This window comes from Streptomyces sp. NPDC034103 (genome assembly GCF_055575395.1).
Genome location: NZ_JBVISS010000012.1, coordinates 19,672 through 36,181, shown reverse-complemented (window position 1 = coordinate 36,181; position 16,510 = coordinate 19,672). Strand labels below are relative to the sequence as shown.

17 protein-coding genes and 1 pseudogene are annotated in these 16,510 nt (G+C 71.9%); 9 read left to right on the top strand and 9 right to left on the bottom strand.

The window, feature by feature from the left end; all coding sequences use genetic code 11:
- Positions 1 to 55: 55 nt before the first annotated feature.
- Entirely contained in the window at positions 56 to 751 is a 696-nt protein-coding gene (locus ACZ56U_RS26430) for a pyridoxamine 5'-phosphate oxidase family protein (protein ID WP_469086459.1), read from the top strand.
- Positions 751 to 1,383 (top strand): FMN-binding negative transcriptional regulator, encoded by a 633-nt coding sequence (locus ACZ56U_RS26425; protein ID WP_469086458.1) that lies wholly within the window; start codon positions 751 to 753, stop codon positions 1,381 to 1,383. Before ACZ56U_RS26430 ends, ACZ56U_RS26425 begins: the two co-directional genes overlap by 1 nt.
- A 204-nt stretch (positions 1,384 to 1,587) precedes the next feature.
- Here the strand turns inward: ACZ56U_RS26425 and ACZ56U_RS26420 are convergent, their stop codons facing one another.
- The 3 genes from ACZ56U_RS26420 to ACZ56U_RS26410 all read right to left on the bottom strand — a co-directional run bounded on the left by ACZ56U_RS26420 (position 1,588) and on the right by ACZ56U_RS26410 (position 4,307).
- On the bottom strand, positions 1,588 to 2,523 hold the full coding sequence (locus ACZ56U_RS26420; protein WP_469086457.1) for a DMT family transporter: 936 nt from the start codon (positions 2,521 to 2,523) through the stop codon (positions 1,588 to 1,590).
- A 170-nt stretch (positions 2,524 to 2,693) separates the two neighbouring features.
- A complete protein-coding gene (locus tag ACZ56U_RS26415; RefSeq protein ID WP_469086456.1) occupies positions 2,694 to 3,692 on the bottom strand; it encodes an EamA family transporter in 999 nt (332 codons plus the stop codon).
- An 84-nt stretch (positions 3,693 to 3,776) separates the two neighbouring features.
- Complete coding sequence (locus tag ACZ56U_RS26410) at positions 3,777 to 4,307, bottom strand: hypothetical protein (RefSeq protein WP_469086455.1); 531 nt, start codon at positions 4,305 to 4,307, stop codon at positions 3,777 to 3,779.
- A gap of 196 nt (positions 4,308 to 4,503) precedes the next feature.
- Between ACZ56U_RS26410 and ACZ56U_RS26405 the strand changes: the two genes are divergently transcribed.
- Together ACZ56U_RS26405 and ACZ56U_RS26400 are read left to right on the top strand one after the other, a co-directional pair.
- Positions 4,504 to 4,692: a hypothetical protein gene (locus ACZ56U_RS26405; protein ID WP_469086454.1), complete on the top strand. Its 189-nt coding sequence runs from the start codon at positions 4,504 to 4,506 to the stop codon at positions 4,690 to 4,692.
- 116 nt (positions 4,693 to 4,808) lie between these two features.
- On the top strand, positions 4,809 to 5,237 hold the full coding sequence (locus tag ACZ56U_RS26400) for a type II toxin-antitoxin system Rv0910 family toxin (protein ID WP_469086453.1): 429 nt from the start codon (positions 4,809 to 4,811) through the stop codon (positions 5,235 to 5,237).
- Positions 5,238 to 5,347: 110 nt separating this feature from the next.
- Here the strand turns inward: ACZ56U_RS26400 and ACZ56U_RS26395 are convergent, their stop codons facing one another.
- Complete coding sequence (locus tag ACZ56U_RS26395) at positions 5,348 to 5,968, bottom strand: PadR family transcriptional regulator (protein ID WP_469086737.1); 621 nt, start codon at positions 5,966 to 5,968, stop codon at positions 5,348 to 5,350.
- A gap of 84 nt (positions 5,969 to 6,052) precedes the next feature.
- A pseudogene (locus tag ACZ56U_RS26390) lies at positions 6,053 to 6,190 on the bottom strand (thiamine pyrophosphate-dependent enzyme); the annotation flags it as partial.
- 171 nt (positions 6,191 to 6,361) lie between these two features.
- Between ACZ56U_RS26390 and ACZ56U_RS26385 the strand changes: the two are divergent.
- Entirely contained in the window at positions 6,362 to 7,171 is an 810-nt protein-coding gene (locus tag ACZ56U_RS26385; protein ID WP_469086452.1) for a PhzF family phenazine biosynthesis protein, read from the top strand.
- A gap of 19 nt (positions 7,172 to 7,190) precedes the next feature.
- Here ACZ56U_RS26385 and ACZ56U_RS26380 read toward each other — a convergent pair whose 3' ends face one another.
- Positions 7,191 to 7,991 carry a CPBP family intramembrane glutamic endopeptidase gene (locus tag ACZ56U_RS26380; protein WP_469086451.1) on the bottom strand — a complete coding sequence of 267 codons (801 nt, stop codon included), beginning with the start codon at positions 7,989 to 7,991 and terminating at the stop codon, positions 7,191 to 7,193.
- 186 nt (positions 7,992 to 8,177) lie between these two features.
- On the opposite strand from ACZ56U_RS26380, the gene ACZ56U_RS26375 reads away from it, so the two are divergent.
- Positions 8,178 to 9,950, top strand: coding sequence for a substrate-binding and VWA domain-containing protein (locus ACZ56U_RS26375; protein ID WP_469086450.1), 1,773 nt, complete (start codon positions 8,178 to 8,180; stop codon positions 9,948 to 9,950).
- Between the two features lie 31 nt (positions 9,951 to 9,981).
- Here the strand turns inward: ACZ56U_RS26375 and ACZ56U_RS26370 are convergent, their stop codons facing one another.
- On the bottom strand, positions 9,982 to 11,499 hold the full coding sequence (locus ACZ56U_RS26370; protein ID WP_469086449.1) for a glutamate-cysteine ligase family protein: 1,518 nt from the start codon (positions 11,497 to 11,499) through the stop codon (positions 9,982 to 9,984).
- Between the two features lie 556 nt (positions 11,500 to 12,055).
- Here ACZ56U_RS26370 and ACZ56U_RS26365 point away from each other — a divergent pair.
- The 3 genes from ACZ56U_RS26365 (at position 12,056) to ACZ56U_RS26355 (ending at position 14,474) form a co-directional block, all read left to right on the top strand.
- Positions 12,056 to 12,640 carry a hypothetical protein gene (locus ACZ56U_RS26365; RefSeq protein WP_469086448.1) on the top strand — a complete coding sequence of 195 codons (585 nt, stop codon included), beginning with the start codon at positions 12,056 to 12,058 and terminating at the stop codon, positions 12,638 to 12,640.
- A 303-nt stretch (positions 12,641 to 12,943) separates the two neighbouring features.
- Positions 12,944 to 13,150, top strand: a complete 207-nt coding sequence (locus ACZ56U_RS26360) for a DUF5999 family protein (RefSeq protein ID WP_469086447.1) — start codon at positions 12,944 to 12,946, stop codon at positions 13,148 to 13,150.
- A 277-nt stretch (positions 13,151 to 13,427) separates the two neighbouring features.
- Entirely contained in the window at positions 13,428 to 14,474 is a 1,047-nt protein-coding gene (locus tag ACZ56U_RS26355) for a LacI family DNA-binding transcriptional regulator (RefSeq protein ID WP_469086446.1), read from the top strand.
- A 99-nt stretch (positions 14,475 to 14,573) separates the two neighbouring features.
- Here the strand turns inward: ACZ56U_RS26355 and ACZ56U_RS26350 are convergent, their stop codons facing one another.
- Together ACZ56U_RS26350 and ACZ56U_RS26345 are read right to left on the bottom strand one after the other, a co-directional pair.
- Positions 14,574 to 15,659: an endo-1,4-beta-xylanase gene (locus ACZ56U_RS26350; protein WP_469086445.1), complete on the bottom strand. Its 1,086-nt coding sequence runs from the start codon at positions 15,657 to 15,659 to the stop codon at positions 14,574 to 14,576.
- Positions 15,660 to 15,708: 49 nt separating this feature from the next.
- Positions 15,709 to 16,473: a carbohydrate ABC transporter permease gene (locus ACZ56U_RS26345; RefSeq protein ID WP_469086736.1), complete on the bottom strand. Its 765-nt coding sequence runs from the start codon at positions 16,471 to 16,473 to the stop codon at positions 15,709 to 15,711.
- Positions 16,474 to 16,510 lie beyond the last annotated feature (37 nt).

Sequence of the window (16,510 nt, the reverse complement as noted above, 5' to 3'; positions counted from 1 at the left end):
CACCGTCACCGCGACTCGACTCGAATCGACTCGACCACCGCATCAGGAGAACACCATGCAGGGGACCCAGCAGCCGACAACCGAGCCGGCGCCCGAGCCGACGACCTACCCGGCGACCGCCCGCACCGTCCCCACCCGTTCCCCCGACCGGGCCGCGTACGACAAGGAGCTCGTGCACGCGATACTCGACGAGGCCTACGTCTGCCACCTCGGCTTCGTCCGGGACGGCGCCCCGGTCGTGCTGCCCACGCTCTACGCCCGGGTCGGGGAGACCCTGTACGTGCACGGCTCGACCGGCTCGCGTCCGCTGCGGATGACCGGCAAGGCCGACCCGGGGCTGCCGGTGTGCCTGACGGTGACGCATGTCGACGCGCTGATCCTGGCCCGCTCGGCCTTCCACCACTCGATCAACTACCGCTCGGTGGTGGTGCACGGCACCGCGCACGACGTGACGGACCCGGAGGAGAAGCGTCTCGCCCTCGACGCGCTCGTCGACCACGTCGTCGCCGGCCGGTCGCGTGACTCCCGGCCCGCCAACAAGAAGGAGCTGGCCGCGACCGCCGTGATCCGGCTCGACCTGAACGAGGTCTCCGCCAAGCTCCGCACGGGCGGCGTCAACGACGAGCCCGAGGACCTCGACCTCCCCCACTGGGCCGGCGTGGTCCCCCTCCGCAAGGGCTACGAGCCCCCGGTCGCCGACGCCCTCCTCGCCCCTGACACCGAACTCCCGGACTATCTCGGGGCCCTGTGATGCTGATCCACCCCTGGGACGCGTCCCTCGACGACACCGAGTGGCAACGGTGGCTGGCCACGCACGACTTCGGCACGCTCGTCGTCAACGGCTTGGACGGCGAGCCGCCTTACGCCCAGCCGCTGCACTTCGTCCACGACGCCGAGCGCGGCGAGGTCCTCACCCACCTCGCCCGCCCCCACCCGATGTGGACCGCGCTGGTGGCGAACCCGGAGGTCGTCCTGAGCGTGGTCGACGACTACGCGTACGTCCCGGGTCCGTGGCAGGCGGACCCGGACACCCTGCCCGAGCACGGCGTGCCCACCAGCTTCTACGCGGCGGTCCAACTCCGGTGCCGGGCACAGGTGGTGGACGACCCGGCGGAGAAGGCCGCGCTGCTCGACCGTCAGGTCGGGCACTTCCAGCCCGAGGGCGGCTCGGCGGAGGTCGTGGCAGGCGAGGCGCCCTACGGCCGGATGCTGTCGGGGCTGCGCGGGCTGCGGCTCGACGTCACCGGCGTGCGCGCCAAGTTCAAGTTCGCGGGCAAGCGGACGGCCGAGGTGCGGGAGCGGATCGCGGAGAAACTGACGGAGCGGGCCGGGCCGGGCGACTCGGCGGCGCGCGACCATCTCCTGCGGCGCCACCGAGCCTGAACGAATGCGACTCGGCGTCGCGCGGCCACCTCCCGCGGCGCCACCGCCCCTGAGCGGCCCTGCCGCGCGAGGACCCGCCGGGCTCGGGCCCTCACGTCACCCGAAAGCCCTCCTCGCCCGAGCCCACGCGTCACCCTCAAGCCCCGCGGACCCGAGCCCACGCCTCACCCAAAGCCCGCCGCACCCCGAGCCCAAGCCCTCGCCTCAACCAGAACCCCACCCCGCCCCCCGCGCCTCCGACACCGCGAGCCCCGTCACGGAGCCCAGCATCAGCAGGGTGCCGACGACCGTCGGCGCCGTGAGGTGCTCGCCGAGCAGGACGACGGCGAGCCCCGCCGCGCTGACCGGCTCGAGGAGCATGATCACGGACACGGTGGCCGCCCGGACCGCGGCCGCGCCCGCGAAGAACAGGGCGTAGGCGAGGGCGGTGGGCACCGCCGCGAGGTAGGCCAGCAGCCAGAGCAGCAGCCCGGGTTCGGGGGTGTGCGGCACCAGCCCCTCGGCCAGGGCGAACGGCAGCAGCAGCGCGCTGGTGACGGCGAACACCCCTACAGAGGTGCCGATACTGTCCGCCCCGTCCTCACGACCCCAGCGGCGGGTCAGCAAGGTCATCGCGGCACCCCCGGCCGCCGACACCAGGGCGAGCAGCACACCCCACGGCCGTACGGCCGACCCCGTGCCGCCGAGCGTCAGCACCCCGAGTCCGGCCAGCGCGCCACCGACGGAGACGGCACCGGCCGAGCCCAGCCGCTCCCCCAGGGTCAGCCGCGCACCCAGCGCGACGAGGACGGGGCCCGCGCCGAGGGTGACGACCGTGGCCACGGCGAGTCCGGTGGCCGCCACGGCAGCGAAGTAGCCGGTCTGGAAGACGGCGAGCCCGAGGCCGGTCGCTCCGGCCCGCAGCGCCCTGCGGCCGAGCGGCTCGCGTACGGCGGGGCGGGCCCGGGGGCGCACCAGACGGACGGCGGCCAGCAGCACCAGTCCGGACACGCAGCGCCAGAAGGACAGGGCGACCGGCCCCAGGTCGCTGACGCCGTAGGCCAGCGCGGCGACCGCGCCCGCGGTGCCCCAGGCGACACCGGCGATGATCAGACAGAGAAGGCCTCGCCCGATGGGCAGGCCGGAAACAGCGTTCGACACTTGTCGTCTCCGCAGACACGCAGAAGTGAGGGACCCGGCTCAGCGGGGTCCGTGGACTTCGTCTGCGGGCAGCACCGTGACGCCCGGCCGACGGCCGGGCGTGGGTTCCGGAGGGCCCGCCTCAGGCGGCGGGCGGCGCGATGACGCGGAGCAGGTGCATGATCGGCAGCCTAGACAGCCGTCGACCGGGCGGACAACTCCCTTTCCGGGCCGCCGCTCGCCAGTGGCTCCGAGGTGCCCCTGGCCGGCGTCGAGGACTGCGCGATGAAGGCACCGGCCAGGACGACCGCGCCGCCGACGATCTGCGGGGCGGACAGGTGCTCGCCGAGCAGCACCCAGGCCAGGACGGTCGCGATGACCGCTTCGAGACAGGCCACGACACCGGCGACCTGCGGCGAGAGCCGGCGCACGGAGACGACGCCGGTCACATAGGCGACGACGGTGGCGACGAGGACGATCCAGGACAGCAGCAGGGCGGCGGCGACCGAGGTGCCGTTCATCTCGGCGGTGCCGCCGAGCACGGACCAGTCCATCGTCCAGGGGCGGGCCACGACGGTGAGCACGGCCGCGCCGACGAGGAGGCCGTACGCGATGACGCCGAGCGGGGCGGGGGCGTCGGCCCCGGAGTCGCTGCCCTGGTCGGACAGGACGAAGTAGCCGACCTGGCAGCAGGCGGCGCCGAGCGCGAGGAGGAGGCCGACGGCGTCGAAGCTCAGCCCCGACCAGACCTCGACGACGCAGGCGAGGCCGCCGACCGCGAGGACCACACCGGCCGCGGCGGCCCGCGTGACCGGCCGCCGCTGCACGAACCGCACCCAGCCGAGGACGAGGGCCGGGGCGAGGTACTCGACGAGCAGCGCGACCCCGACGGGTATGCGGGAGATCGAGGCGAAGTAGAACGCCTGGACACCGGCCACGCCGAGCAGCCCGAACCCGGCGAGCAGCGCGGGACGACCGCGCAGCAGGGCGCGGTGGCGGACGGCGAGCGGCAGCATCACCAGGGCGGCGCCGGTCACCCGTAGCCACACCACGTGGAGCGGGTCGAGCCCCGCCTCGATCAGCGGTTTGGCCGCGACGCCGGATCCTCCGAAGGCGACCGCGGACGCGAGCGCGAGCCCGAGCCCGACGCCCTTGCCGTGGTGGCCGCCCCTGCTCTCAGTCGTATGCACCGGCCCATGATGACAGGCGATGACATGAGCGTCATCCCCGATGACACCTGTCTCAGCGGCTGGACCGGCCGGCCTGCCCGCGGCTCAGCGCGCCTCCAGTACGCCTCCCTCGCTCCCCCCGGACACCGCGGCCACGTCGATCCCCGCGCGGTCGAGCACCTCGACGGCACGGGACTGCGGGTCGGCGACCAGGGCCGCCAGCAGGTCGGTCCCGGTGGCGCCGTCGCCGTCGCGGCGGGCGGCACGCTCACCGGCGTACCGCAGGGCGGCCGCGGCCAGCGGCGAGAGGCCGTCCGGCCCGGTCACCACGGGGACGGCGGCGGAGTCCTCGACGCTGGCCTGCCAGCGCAGCCCGTAGCCGATGCTGCGCTGCACGAGATAGCCGAGCAGCCGGGCGAGCTGCGGACCGCCCTCGAAGACGGCGCGCACCTCGGGGTCGTGCTCCAGGAGGGAGTGCAGGAGGTGGGCGGTGTCGATCTGACGGTCGCCGTCCCGGACCGCTCGCCGACGCGCTCCGGAGACCACCGTCGCCAGGTTCTCGCCGAGCCTGGCATCGATGTCAGAGCGGTTGCTGCCCGGCTCGTCCAGGGACTGCCGGGGTGTGTGGGGTGGCACGCTCCCCACTCCATCAGTCGCGGCGGCGCGGGTCATCCCCGGCGGGAACCATGTTCGCGTCCCACGGAGAGTGGACCCGGACAGCCGGAATCTCCTCCCTGAGGAGGAGATCACGCCGCGCCCCGCACCGGCGGGCGCCGCCTCGCGCGGCGCCGGTGCGCAACCGTCGTGCCCCCTCGTTCGTCCAAACACGTGCATGGAGAGCAGGTGTTGGCTGGTGGCACTGCCGGCCATAGACGGCAGACAGTACGTGTACCGGGTGTACGCCCCGGAGGACGCGCTGCTCGCCGACCTGTTCTGGGACGCGTGGCACTGCCACGACGAGTCCGCCCTCCCGCGGGCCTGGGATCTGTTCGACGCGGCGGAGATACGACGGGTGAGCTGAGCACCGGCGACCGCCCCGCCCGCCCCCACAGTTCCTGACGGTTCATCAGCATTGAATGTTCCGGGCCCTGCGGCTACGTTCCGCGACACCGTAGCCCGAGTCGAAGGGGTGGTCGCATGGCCGAAGTCAGCGCGGAGGCACGCATCGAGGCACCGGCCGAGAAGGTGTGGGCGCGGCTCACGGACTGGTCCTCGTACGGGGAGTGGAACGCCACGCACACCGACTTCCCGCAGGGCGGCCCCTCCGCCCTTGAGGTGGGCGGGACCTTCCAGGAGAACATGAGGCTCATGGGGTTCCCGGCCGAGGTCGAGTGGACCATCGAGGAACTCGAGACGGCACGGGTGCTGGCCGTCCGCGGCAAGGGGCCGATGGCGGTGACTGTCGCCAACCGCTACACCCTCACCCCGGACGGCGACGCCACCACGGTGCGCATCGACGGCGAGTTCGTGGGCGCCGCCGTGGCGCTGATGGCGGGCCGGCTCAGGGACTCGGCGACCGCCGCGCTCAACGAGTCGCTGCGCAAGCTGGCCGGGCTGGTGACCTGAGAGCCCCGCACAACAGGGCCCGACCGGTACACGAAGGCGCCCCGCGGATCGCTCCACGGGGCGCCCTCGCACGGTCGCCGCAAGGCCGCCTTGCCGGCGGTCACGGGCCGTCAGTCCTCGTCGGCGAGGATCAGGTACAGCTTCTTACGGGCGTCGGTGATGACGGCGAGGGCCTTCTCGCGCTGCTCCTTGCTGCCGGTCTTCCAGACCTGGCCGAAGGCCTCCATCAGGCCGAAGCCGGCCTGGCGGATCTCGTTCAGCGCCTCGAAGTCGACACCGCGGGAGGCTTCCTCCCAGGGCGCGTCGGGGCCTTCCTCGGCCGCGGTGCGGCCCGCGTCGGTGAGCGCGAACAGCTTCTTGCCGCCCTCGCTCTCACTGACGATCAGGCCCTCGTCCTCCAGCAGCTGGAGGGTGGGGTACACCGAACCCGGGCTGGGCTTCCACGCCCCGCCGCTGCGCTCGGCGATCTCCTGGATCATCTCGTACCCGTGCATGGGCCGGTCCCTGAGCAGGGCCAGGATCGACGCGCGTACGTCTCCGCGCCGCGCCCTCCCCCTCGGTCCACCGCGCCCTCGGGGCCCCCAGGGTCCCGGACCGAAGCCCGGTCCACCGAAGCCACCGGGGCCGCCGCCCGGCCCGAAGGGGCCGAAGGCACCACGCCGTCCGTCGAAACCACCACGACCGCGCGGGCCGGGTCCACCGTGTCCACGTTCGAATCCATGGGAACGCATCGCTATCACTCCATCCATCGTTGATCTGTCGCGATGCGTCAACGATATATCGGAACACTCGCATGACAAGCCCCCCTCGTCGTCGTGGACGACGACCACCATCGGCAGCCCGAGCCTGCGCGCGGTCTCCAGTTCGGCGGCGCCCATCAGCGCGCCACCGTCGCCGAGCGCGGCCACCGGCAGCCGGTCGGGGCGGGCCAGGGCCGCGCCGATGGGACACACAGGACACGGGACGCGGGGCGCGCTGACGACGGGCGCACCGTCTCCGGGGCGCGTCCGGACGCGCTTCGCGGGGTGCCGCGACGCTCGCGTCGGCCTCCTGGTCCCCAAATCGGTCCAGTGACCCGGAATTGGCCTTGGTCCGCGGTTTCCCGGCCCTCTAGCGTCGGCGTCATGCGTATCCGAATCGTCGACGCCTTCACCGATCGCCCCTTCGCCGGCAACCCGGCCGGGGTGCTGCTCCTGGACGCCTTCCCGGACGACCACCAGATGCAGAACATCGCTCTCGAGGTCAATCACGCGGAGACGGCCTTCGCGCACCGCCTTCCCGGGGGCGGCGCGGCCGACTGGGCGCTGCGCTGGTTCACGCCGAGGACGGAGGTCGCGCTGTGCGGGCACGCCACGCTGGCCACGGCCCACGTCCTGCACACCACGGGCGCCCACGAGGGCCCGGTGCGGTTCGCGACGCGCAGCGGTGTCCTGGTCGCGACGCCGGGCGAGGACGGCTCGATCACCCTGGACTTCCCGACCGCCCCGCTCACCCCGGTCGAGGTCCCGGACGGCGTCGGGACGGCCCTCGGCGCCGCACCGCTGTCCGCCTTCGACACCGGCCCGAACGTGGGCGACCTGCTGGTCGAGCTCGCCGACCAGAAGACCGTGCACGCCCTGACCCCGGACCACAGGGCCCTGGGCGCCTACTCGGAGCGCGGCATCATCGCCACCGCCCGCGCCGAGAACCCCGGCCTCGGCTACGACTTCGTCTCGCGCTGCTTCTTCCCGAACGTCGGCATCGACGAGGACCCGGTCACCGGCAGCGCCCACACCGCGCTGGCGCCGTTCTGGTCCGAGCGCCTGGGCGGCACCGACCTGACCGGCTTGCAGGCCTCGCCCCGGGCGGGCCGGGTCCGCACCCGGGTGGTGGGCGAGCGCACGCTGCTCACCGGCCGCGCGGTCACCACGATCGAGGGCGACCTGCTGGTCTGAGCACCGGGCTGCCGGCCGCTCACGCCGTCGGCAGCCAGCCCACCTTCCCGGCCAGCAGCGCGTAGCCGACGAACGCCCCGATGTCGAGCAGCGAATGCGCCACCACCAGCGGACCCACCCGGCCCCACCGGCGGTAGAGGAGGACGAACACCACGCCCATCACCATGTTGCCGATGAAGCCGCCGATGCCCTGGTAGAGGTGGTACGACCCGCGCAGTACGGAACTGGCCACCAGCGCGGTCGCCGGCGTCCAGCCCAGCTGGCCCAGTCGGCGCAGCAGATAGCCGACGACGATGACCTCTTCGAGGATCGCGTTCTGCATCGCGGACATGATCAGCACCGGGTACTTCCACCACACCTCGGGCAGCGCCTCGGGCACCACCGTGAGATTGAAGCCCAGGCCGCGTACGGCCAGGTAGAAGGCGATTCCGGTGCTGCCGATCACCGCGGCGATGGCCGCGCCGCGGCCGAGGTCGGGCCACGGCCGCGTGCGGTCGAAGCCGAGGGTGCGCAGGCTGCCGCCCTCGCGCAGCAGAAAGTGCGCGACGAGGGCCACGGGCACGAGGGACGAGGCGATCCCGAAGAGCTGCCAGGCCAGATCGAGCCAGGGGCGGCCGGGCGCGGCCGAGGCGTTGAGGGTGGCCGCCTGGTCCTTGAGGCCGCCCGGTCTGGTGACCGATCCGACAAAGCTGATCAGGGCGGACACTCCGCTCGCACCGAGCGAAAGCCCCAGAACGAGCAGGGTCTCGGCACGGAAGATCCGCCGCGAAAGGCCCTTCTCCGGAAAAGAATCGGCCATGAGGCCCGCCTCTCCCTGCACACCTGACTCCAATTCAGTAATCCCGTCCCATCCCCATCGCCGCCCCGCTAGGGTCTCGAAAGAAGTTGCGAAGATCGTGCGCGACAGGCCGTTGGGGGACGGACACCGTACGGGGCTGACCTCCCCTTTGCCTGCCCTACGGCCGTGTGACCGGCAGCAGGTACGACAGGGAGGGGCACCACCGTCATGGGACGTCACAGCTTGCCCGATCAGTACGGGGCGGGCGGCAGCGACCCCCGTCCGCGCGCCCGCAGCCGTACGGTGGCCCTGGTGACGGTGCTCGTCCTGGCCGCCGCGGGCGGCACGGCGGCCGCGGTGCAGAGCGGACTGTTCACCTTCGGTTCCTCCTGCCAGGACGACGCGGTGGACCTGAGGCTCGCCGCCTCCCCCGACATGGCCCCCGCCCTGCGCGCCGCGGCGAAGCGGGCCCGAGACAGCAGCCTCACCTCGGACGGCCGGTGCGTGGACGTCGAGGTGACCGCCCGCGACTCCGCCAAGCTCACCGACACCCTGCTGGCGGGCCGCGAGACCGATGTCCAGGTGTGGGTGCCGGACTCCGAGGTGTGGGTCAAGCGGATCGCGGCGGACACCAAGGCCACCGAGGTCACCCCGGCCGGCAGCCTCGCCTCCAGCCCGGTCGGGGTGGCGATGGTCCCGCAGGCCGCGAAGTCACTGGGCTGGCCGCGGAAGTCGTACAGCTGGATCGAGCTGGTCGGCGCCACGATGCGGGCCGACTCCGTCAAGCTGGGCGCGGCCGACCCCGCGCGCAGTGCGACCGGGCTGCTGGCGCTCACCCAGCTCAGTTCCGGCGCCGCCGAGGTCAAGGGCGGCGACACCCAGGCCGCGGCCATGATGAAGGCCCTCTCCCAGCGCACCTCCGACAGCGACACCCAGGTCCTGGACACCCTGCCGCGCGACTCCTCGGGCACCGAGCGGGGCGACCCCAAGCGCAACCAGGCGCTCATCCTCAGCGAGCAGGCGGCGTTCGCGTACAACTCCGGCACGGACGGCGAGGGCCTCGACCTCTTCTACCCCAAGGACGGCTCACCCCGGCTCGACTATCCCTATCTGCTGGTCGACCAGACGGAGCTGACCACCGACGAGAGCCGGGCGGCGCTGCGGTTCATGAACTATCTGCACAAGCCCGAGCAGCGTCGGCTCATGGAGAAGTACGGCTTCCGGACCTCCGCCGACGAGGTGCCGCGGTCACTGGTGACGCGGGCCGGCGGCAGCAAGCCGCAGCCGTACGGGCAGTACGCCCTCAAGCCCGCCTCGGAGGTGGCGCTCCAGGAGGCGCTGGGCACCTGGACGATCACGGTGCAGAGCGCACGGATCACCACGGTGGTGGACGCCTCGTCCTCCATGTCCGAACAGGTCCCGGGCACGGACCGGTCCCGCATGGACGTGACCAAGGCCTCCCTGCTCCAGGCGCTCGCCACCTTCACGCCCGAGGACGAGATCGGTTTGTGGCAGTTCTCCACGAAGCTGGACGGCGACAGGGACTACCGCGTCCTCGTGCCGACCGGCCGCCTCGGCGACAGCAAGGACGGCGCGACCCAGCGCGACCGGCTGTCGGCGGCCTTCAGCGACCTGGCACCGGTGCCGGGCGGCGCGACCGGCCTGTACGACACCACCCTCGCCGCCTACAAGGAGGCCACGTCCTCCTACGCCGAGGGCAAGTTCAACGCCCTGGTCGTGCTGACCGACGGCGTCAACCAGGACCCCGGCAGCATCTCCCGCGGCGTCCTCGTCAACCGACTCCAGCAGCTCGTCGACCCCGACCGGCCGGTCCCCCTCATCATGATCGCGGTCGGCCCCGACGCCGACCGCGAGGAGGCCCAGCAGATCGCGCGGGCCACCGGCGGCACCGGCCAGGAGGTCACGGATCCGGCGCAGATCCACAAGGTGATCCTGGAGGCGATCGTGGCGGCGGGGGCCAAGGGCAGCGGGCTCGGCTGAGCCGGCCGTCGCGCCCTCGCCGCCGCACGGCTCACCCCAGCGGCGCCGGCTCCGGGAGCCCTACCGGCCAGGTGTGCACCGGCTCTCCGAGGTGCATCAGCTCGGCGTAGCGCCGGGTCGTCGCGGCCAGCGCGGCATCCCGGCCGAGGCCCGCCTCCAGCGCCCGGTGGTACGTCGCCGCCTGCCAGGTCGCCCCGTTGGCCCGCCGCCGGCACCGCTCGTCGATCACGCCCAGGTAGAAGTCGCGGTCCGCGGGGTCCACCCCCCAGGCGTCCAGGCCGGCCGCGGCGAGCGGCAGCAGCTCGTCGCGGACGAGGGTGACGGCGTCGACCTGTGCCATGCCGCCGTGCCGCCCGCGCCGCGGCCAGTCGAAGCGGGCCTCGATGCCGTGCTCGCACGCCGCGTCGAAGTTGGCGGCGGCCGCCTCGAAGGGCATCCGGGTCCACACCGGCCGCGACTCCTCGGCGAGGGCGCGGACCACGCCGTAGTAGAAGGCCGCGTTGGCGATGACGTCGGTGACGGTGGGGCCGGCGGGCAGGACGCGGTTCTCCACGCGCAGGTGCGGGACGCCGTCGGCGATGTCGTAGACCGGGCGGTTCCAGCGGTAGACGGTGCCGTTGTGCAGGACCATCTCGGCGAGCCGGGGGATCCCGCCCGCGTCGAGGACCTCCAGCGGGTCCTCGTCGTCGCAGATCGGCAGCAGGGCCGGGTAGTAGCGCAGGTTCTCCTCGAAGAGGTCGTACGCCGAGGAGATCCACCGCTCCCCGAACCAGGTCCGCGGCCGGACGCCCTGCGCCTGGAGTTCGGGCGGGCGGGTGTCGGTGGACTGCGTGAACAGCGGCGGCCGCGACTCGCTCCACAGCTCCCGCCCGAACAGGAACGGCGAGTTGGCCCCTACGGCGATCTGCGCGGCGGTGACGGCCTGCGCGGCGTTCCACACGTCCGCGAAGCGGCCCGGGGTGACCTGGAGATGCAGTTGCACGGAGGTGCAGGCGGCTTCCGGCGCTATGGACTTCGAGGTGCAGACGAGGTGCTCGACCCCGTCGATGTCCAGCACGAAGTCCTCACCCCGGGCCGCGACGATCTGTTCGTTGAGCAGCGCGTAGCGGTCGACGTCGGAGAGGTTGGAGGAGACCACGTCGTCCCGGTCGAGCGTCGGCAGAATGCCGATCATCACGATTCCGGCGTCGACCTCCCCCGCTTTCCGATGGGCATATGCCAGGGACGTGCGGATTTCCTCGGCGAGCCGGTCGAATACCCGGCCCCCCAAGGCGTGTGGGGCTATGTTGACTTCCAGGTTGAACATGGCGAGTTCTGTTTGGAAATCTCGGCTGGCGATCCTTTCCAGGACCTCCGCATTCAGCATTCTCGGCATGCCGTCGGCGCCGGCGAGATTCAGTTCGATCTCCAGCCCCATGAGGTTCTTCGGGCGATCGAACCGCTTCTCCGCCAGCAATCGCTCCAGTCCCGTCAGGCACGTGCGGAGCTTGTCGCGGTACAGCTGCCGATCGGACAGGTCGAACCGGCCTGCCGCGACCTTCTCCCCCATCGAAGCATCCTTTCCTGGGCTGGGCGGCGGGCCGAGGATCCGGCCGCCGATGTCGGGTCACGTGGGATGATGCCCCGTGGAGACGATCGATAACGTCCCCGTGCCGGCCCGGCGCCCGCTACGCTGTCGCACGTGACCTGCGGCACATTCACCGGGCATGCGGCACTGTGCAGTTTCGAGTTCCCCACACGCCTCGTGAAAAACGCCGACGACAATTAGCCGACCACTTGCCCGGTATTCAGCCAGGTCGGCGCGGGTGCCGTCGTCGAGAATCGGGATGATTTCCGCGTATCGCCGACCGAATGGGCCCTTGCCCTTCACACCGGATACGTCTAGACGAAACACCGTCTGAACACGTTTCGTATAAACTCCGCGAGCGAGGCAGAAGGTTGGCGCCCACGGTCTGTTCGAACTGCCGTCGAGGTGACGTACGGCAGCTCTCACGCACACCCCACGCACCGGGACCCGGCCCCCGCCTGTCTGACCCCGCGAGCTGACAGCGCCGTCCGCCCACGCCCTCGCGCCCCTGTGCCTGTCGAATGAGAGGCGACCCACCATGCCGCTGCATGTTCCCCCGGCTCCCGCGCCCGCACTTCGCTCCGTCCTCACCGCACTCGGTTCGCCCACCGCCGTCCGCGAGGCCCGAACTCCCTCCCTGCGCACCGCCCAGGGACCCCTGACGCCCGAACTCCCCCTGCCGGTCCACGTCCTGGACGACATCACCGCCGCGGGGGCCTCCGCCACCCGGTTGACCGGCTGGCGCTTCCTGATCCGCTGCCAGGACCGTGCCGTGGCCGCCGCCGAGACCCGGCTGACCCCGGACGGCTGGGCCTTCTCGCACTTCTTCGAGGGCCCCTACATCGCCTCGACCGAGCGCGCCCTGCGCCAGGCCGAGACCGTGCAACAGCCCTACCAGCCTCGCCTGTTGTCGGTCCCCGCCCTCTACATGCTCACCCTCTGGCTGCACGGCGACCGCGCCGCCGACGCCGCGACCGGCCACCCCGCCGCCACCGACCTGCTGATCCCCCTCGCGCCCGCACCACCCGGCATCGCCGCCCACCGGCCGCACCGCGCCGCCGAACTGCTCCCCGTCCTGACCCATCGCGCGACCCCGGCCCCCCTGCTGGAGCAGCTCGCCTGACCTCCGGAGACCCAACCGCACACCAGGACCGAAAAAGCAGGCTCGTACGAGCGCGACAGGGCTCGTACGAGCCTCTTTTCTGCCCGCGCCCCGTCCGGACTAGTGCCATCCGGCCATCCCGAACCACCCGAACAGACAGCACAGTTGGGATGAACCGTCCGGCCGGGTGACGCGTCATGAACCTGTGAGTAGCGGTGCCGCGAAATGCCTGCGGATTGGCGCCCGTGGGGCAACACTAGTTCCGACCGACTTATCACAACGGGGGCGGCCATGAAAACCACGACAAAGCGAAAGATCCCACCCATGTGCCAGCACCAGCCACCGTGTCCGACCGCAGAGTCCGCCGACCGGGAGGGCGCCCGACTCGTGGCGCACCACCCGGAGCAGGGATGGAGCCTGCTGTGCAACGGCGTTCTGCTCTTCGAGGACACCGGTGAGCTTCTGCCCGACGGCAAGATCATCGACCCGCACCGCCCACTGGGCACCGAACAGGTGATGACCGCCGCCTGAGGCGACGCCGGACGGCCGACCGACCGCCCGGCCGATCGAGGGGCCGGTCGCAGCCACGCTGCGCACCGGCCCCGACACGTGTCCGGTGACGATCACTGCGCGTAGCGCACCGTGCGGCACGCCGTCATCACCGGGCACGCACTCCCCCTCGGTCCCGGTGCGAGCCGCCCGTCGGTCCGGGCGCACCCGTCCCACTCCGTTCCGGTACGCCCTTCCCATCGGCGCCCGTTTTCCGGAAGACTCCTGGAAGTTTCGATCCGTCGACGGAGGTGGGGAGTTGGCAGCACACGAGGTCGACACCGAGGGGGGTGCGGGAGCCGGGGGCCGGGTCACCATCACCGAGATCGCCCGGCAGGCAGGCGTCTCCGTACCGACCGTCTCCCGGGTCGTCAACGGCCGCTCCGACGTCTCCCCCAGGACCCGGGCCCGCGTCGAGGAACTGCTCCGACGGCACGGATACCGCAAGCGGGCGCTCTCCTCCGGCAACAAGGCCGCCCTGCTCGACCTCGTCTTCAACGACCTCGACAGCCCCTGGGCGGTGGAGATCATCCGCGGGGTCGAGGAGGTGGCACACGCGGCCGGCGTCGGCACCGTGGTCTCGGCGATACACGGCCGCTCCGGCGACGCCCGGGAATGGATGCGCAACCTCCGGGCCCGCGCCTCGGACGGCGTCATCCTGGTCACGTCGGTCCTGGAGCCGGTGCTGCACGACGAGTTGCGCATCCTCGGCGTCCCCCTGGTCGTCGTCGACCCGGCGGGCTCCCCCACGCTGGACGCCCCCACCATCGGCGCCGCCAACTGGTCGGGCGGCATGGCGGCCACCGAGCACCTGCTGGCGCTGGGCCACCGCAGGATCGGCCTGATCGCGGGACCGCCCCGGCTGCTGTGCTCCCGGGCCCGCTTCGACGGCTACCGCGCGGCCCTGGAGGGTGCCGGCCTCACGGTCGACGACCGCCTGGTCGTACCCGGCGACTTCCACCCCGAGTCCGGCTTCGAGGGCTGCAACACCCTCCTCGACCTGCCCGAACCGCCGACCGCCGTCTTCGCTGCCAGCGACCAGATGGCGCTCGGCGCGATCGAGGCGCTGCGCAAACGCGGGCTCCGAGTGCCGGAGGACATGAGCCTGGTCGGTTTCGACGACCTCCCGGAAGTGCGCTGGTCCGCGCCGCCCCTGACCACGGTCCGCCAGCCCCTCGCCGACATGGGCAAGCTGGCCGTCCGCACCGTGCTGAAGCTGGCCCGCGACGAACAGCCTGACTCGCCCCGGGTGGAACTGGGCACCGAGCTCGTGGTCAGGGCGAGCACCGCGCCCCCCGCGCACTGACACGGCACCGGCCCGGCGGTGGGCCACACCGCCGGGTCGGGCCGTCCCCCGGCGGACTCCCCTCCTTGCCCAGCCGCCGGGCGCCTCAGCGAACCGCCGCTACTTCTTCTTGAGTGCCTCCCTGATCGCGAAGTAGGCCGGCTTCGGCTGGAGTTGTTCGTCCCACGGCAGCGCCGCGCCCTGGCCCTCGAAGAACGCCGGTATCCAGCTGTACTTGTCGGTGTAGTCCCAGATCGTGATGCCGACGCACCTGCGCACCGCGAGGCAGGCGTCGGTCAGATCGGCGTACCACTGGGCCTGCTGGGCCAGCTTCTCCTCGGTCGCGGGCAGGATCATCCGGATGTCGACCTCGGTGAGGGAGGTGTCGAGCCCGAGCCGGGCGAAGCGGCGGAGGTTGTCCTCCAGGGTGGTCGGATAGCCGTACTGCAGTGCCAGATGCGCCTGGAGGCCGATGCCGTCCAGCGGGACGCCCTGCGCCTTCAGCTCCTTGGCGAGGGTGTAGTAGGCGTCGCTCTTCGGGCCGACCGCCTCGATGTTGTAGTCGTTGAGGTAGAGCTTGACCTTGGGGTCGGCCTGCCTCGCCCAGCGCAGGGCGTCGGCGATGTAGCCGGGGCCGAGGGTGTTGTAGAAGACCGTCTCGCGGTATGTCCCGTCCTCGTTGAAGGCCTCGTTGACGACGTCCCAGGCGAAGACCTTGCCCCGGTAGTGCCGTACCTCGGTCTGGATGTGCTTCTTCAGGACCGCCCGCAGCTCGGGCGCCGTCCACTGCCTGCTCGTCAACCAGTCGGGCAGTTGGCTGTGCCAGACGAGGGTGTGGCCGCGCACCTTCTGGTGGTTGGCCCGGGCGAGGTTCACGATCTCGTCGCCCTGGGAGAAGTCGAAGACGCCCTGCTCGGGTTCGGTGGCGTACCACTTCATGCCGTTGCCCGGCGTGATCTGGTCGAACTCGCTGCCGAGGATGGCCTTGTAGGGCTCGTCGACGAGTTCGGGGTTGTCGGTGGCGCTGCCGAAGTAGCGGCCGTGGCGCTGGGCGAGGTCGGCGAGGGTGGGCTTCTTGCCGTGGGCCGCGGCACTTTCGTGGGCCTGGGCGCTTTCATGAGCCTGGGCACCCGGACCGGTGGCGACGCCTGCGGCCACCAGGAAGGCGGCGAGAGCGCCGACGAGTCTGAGACGGTTCTTGCGCACGGTGCGACTCCTCACGTGCGGGGGTGGGCGAGCCGTACGGGTGACGCCGTCAGCCCTTCGTGGCGCCGGCGGTGAGGCCGCCGACGAGCTGGCGCTCGGCGACCGAGTAGAAGGCGAGGGCGGGGACCATCGCCAGGACGAGGTAGGCGAAGACACGGGCGTACTCCGCGGAGTACTGGCCCTGGAACTGCTGGACGCCGATGGGCAGCGTCCACCAGGTGTTCTCGGTGAACACCAGCAGCGGCAGCATGAAGTTGTTCCAGCTGGTGACGACGGCGAGCACGGAGACCGTGCCGAGGGCGGGCCGCGCCATCGGCAGCAGCACCCGCCACAGGAACCCCAGCGAGCTGCACCCGTCGAGGGTGGCCGCCTCCTCCAGTTCCCCGGGGATCTCCCGGAAGAAGGCGCGCAGGATGATGATCGTCATCGGCAGTCCGAACGCGGCCTGCGGGAGGATCACGCCCAGCGGGTTGTCCAGCAGGCCCAGCGAGCGCAGCAGCAGGAACAGGGGCAGCGCGGCCACCGCGAAGGGGAACATCAGCCCCATCGTGAACAGCGTGAACAGTGCCTCGCGCCCCCGGAAGGCGAACCGGGCGAAGGAGAACGCGGCGAGCGCCGAGACCGCGACCACGATCACGGTCGTCGCCACCGCGATCAGTGTGCTGCTGCCGAGCAGCCGCCAGAACTCGCTCGCCCCGAGGATGTCGGTGTAGTTGCCGGTCCGCCACTTCTCGGGCAGCCCGAAGGGGTTGCGGGAGAGCTCGTCGGTGGACTTGAAGCCGGAGACGATCGCGTACAGCAGCGGGGTGACCATCAACGCGCCGACGGCGACGAGGATCACGTGGAACGGC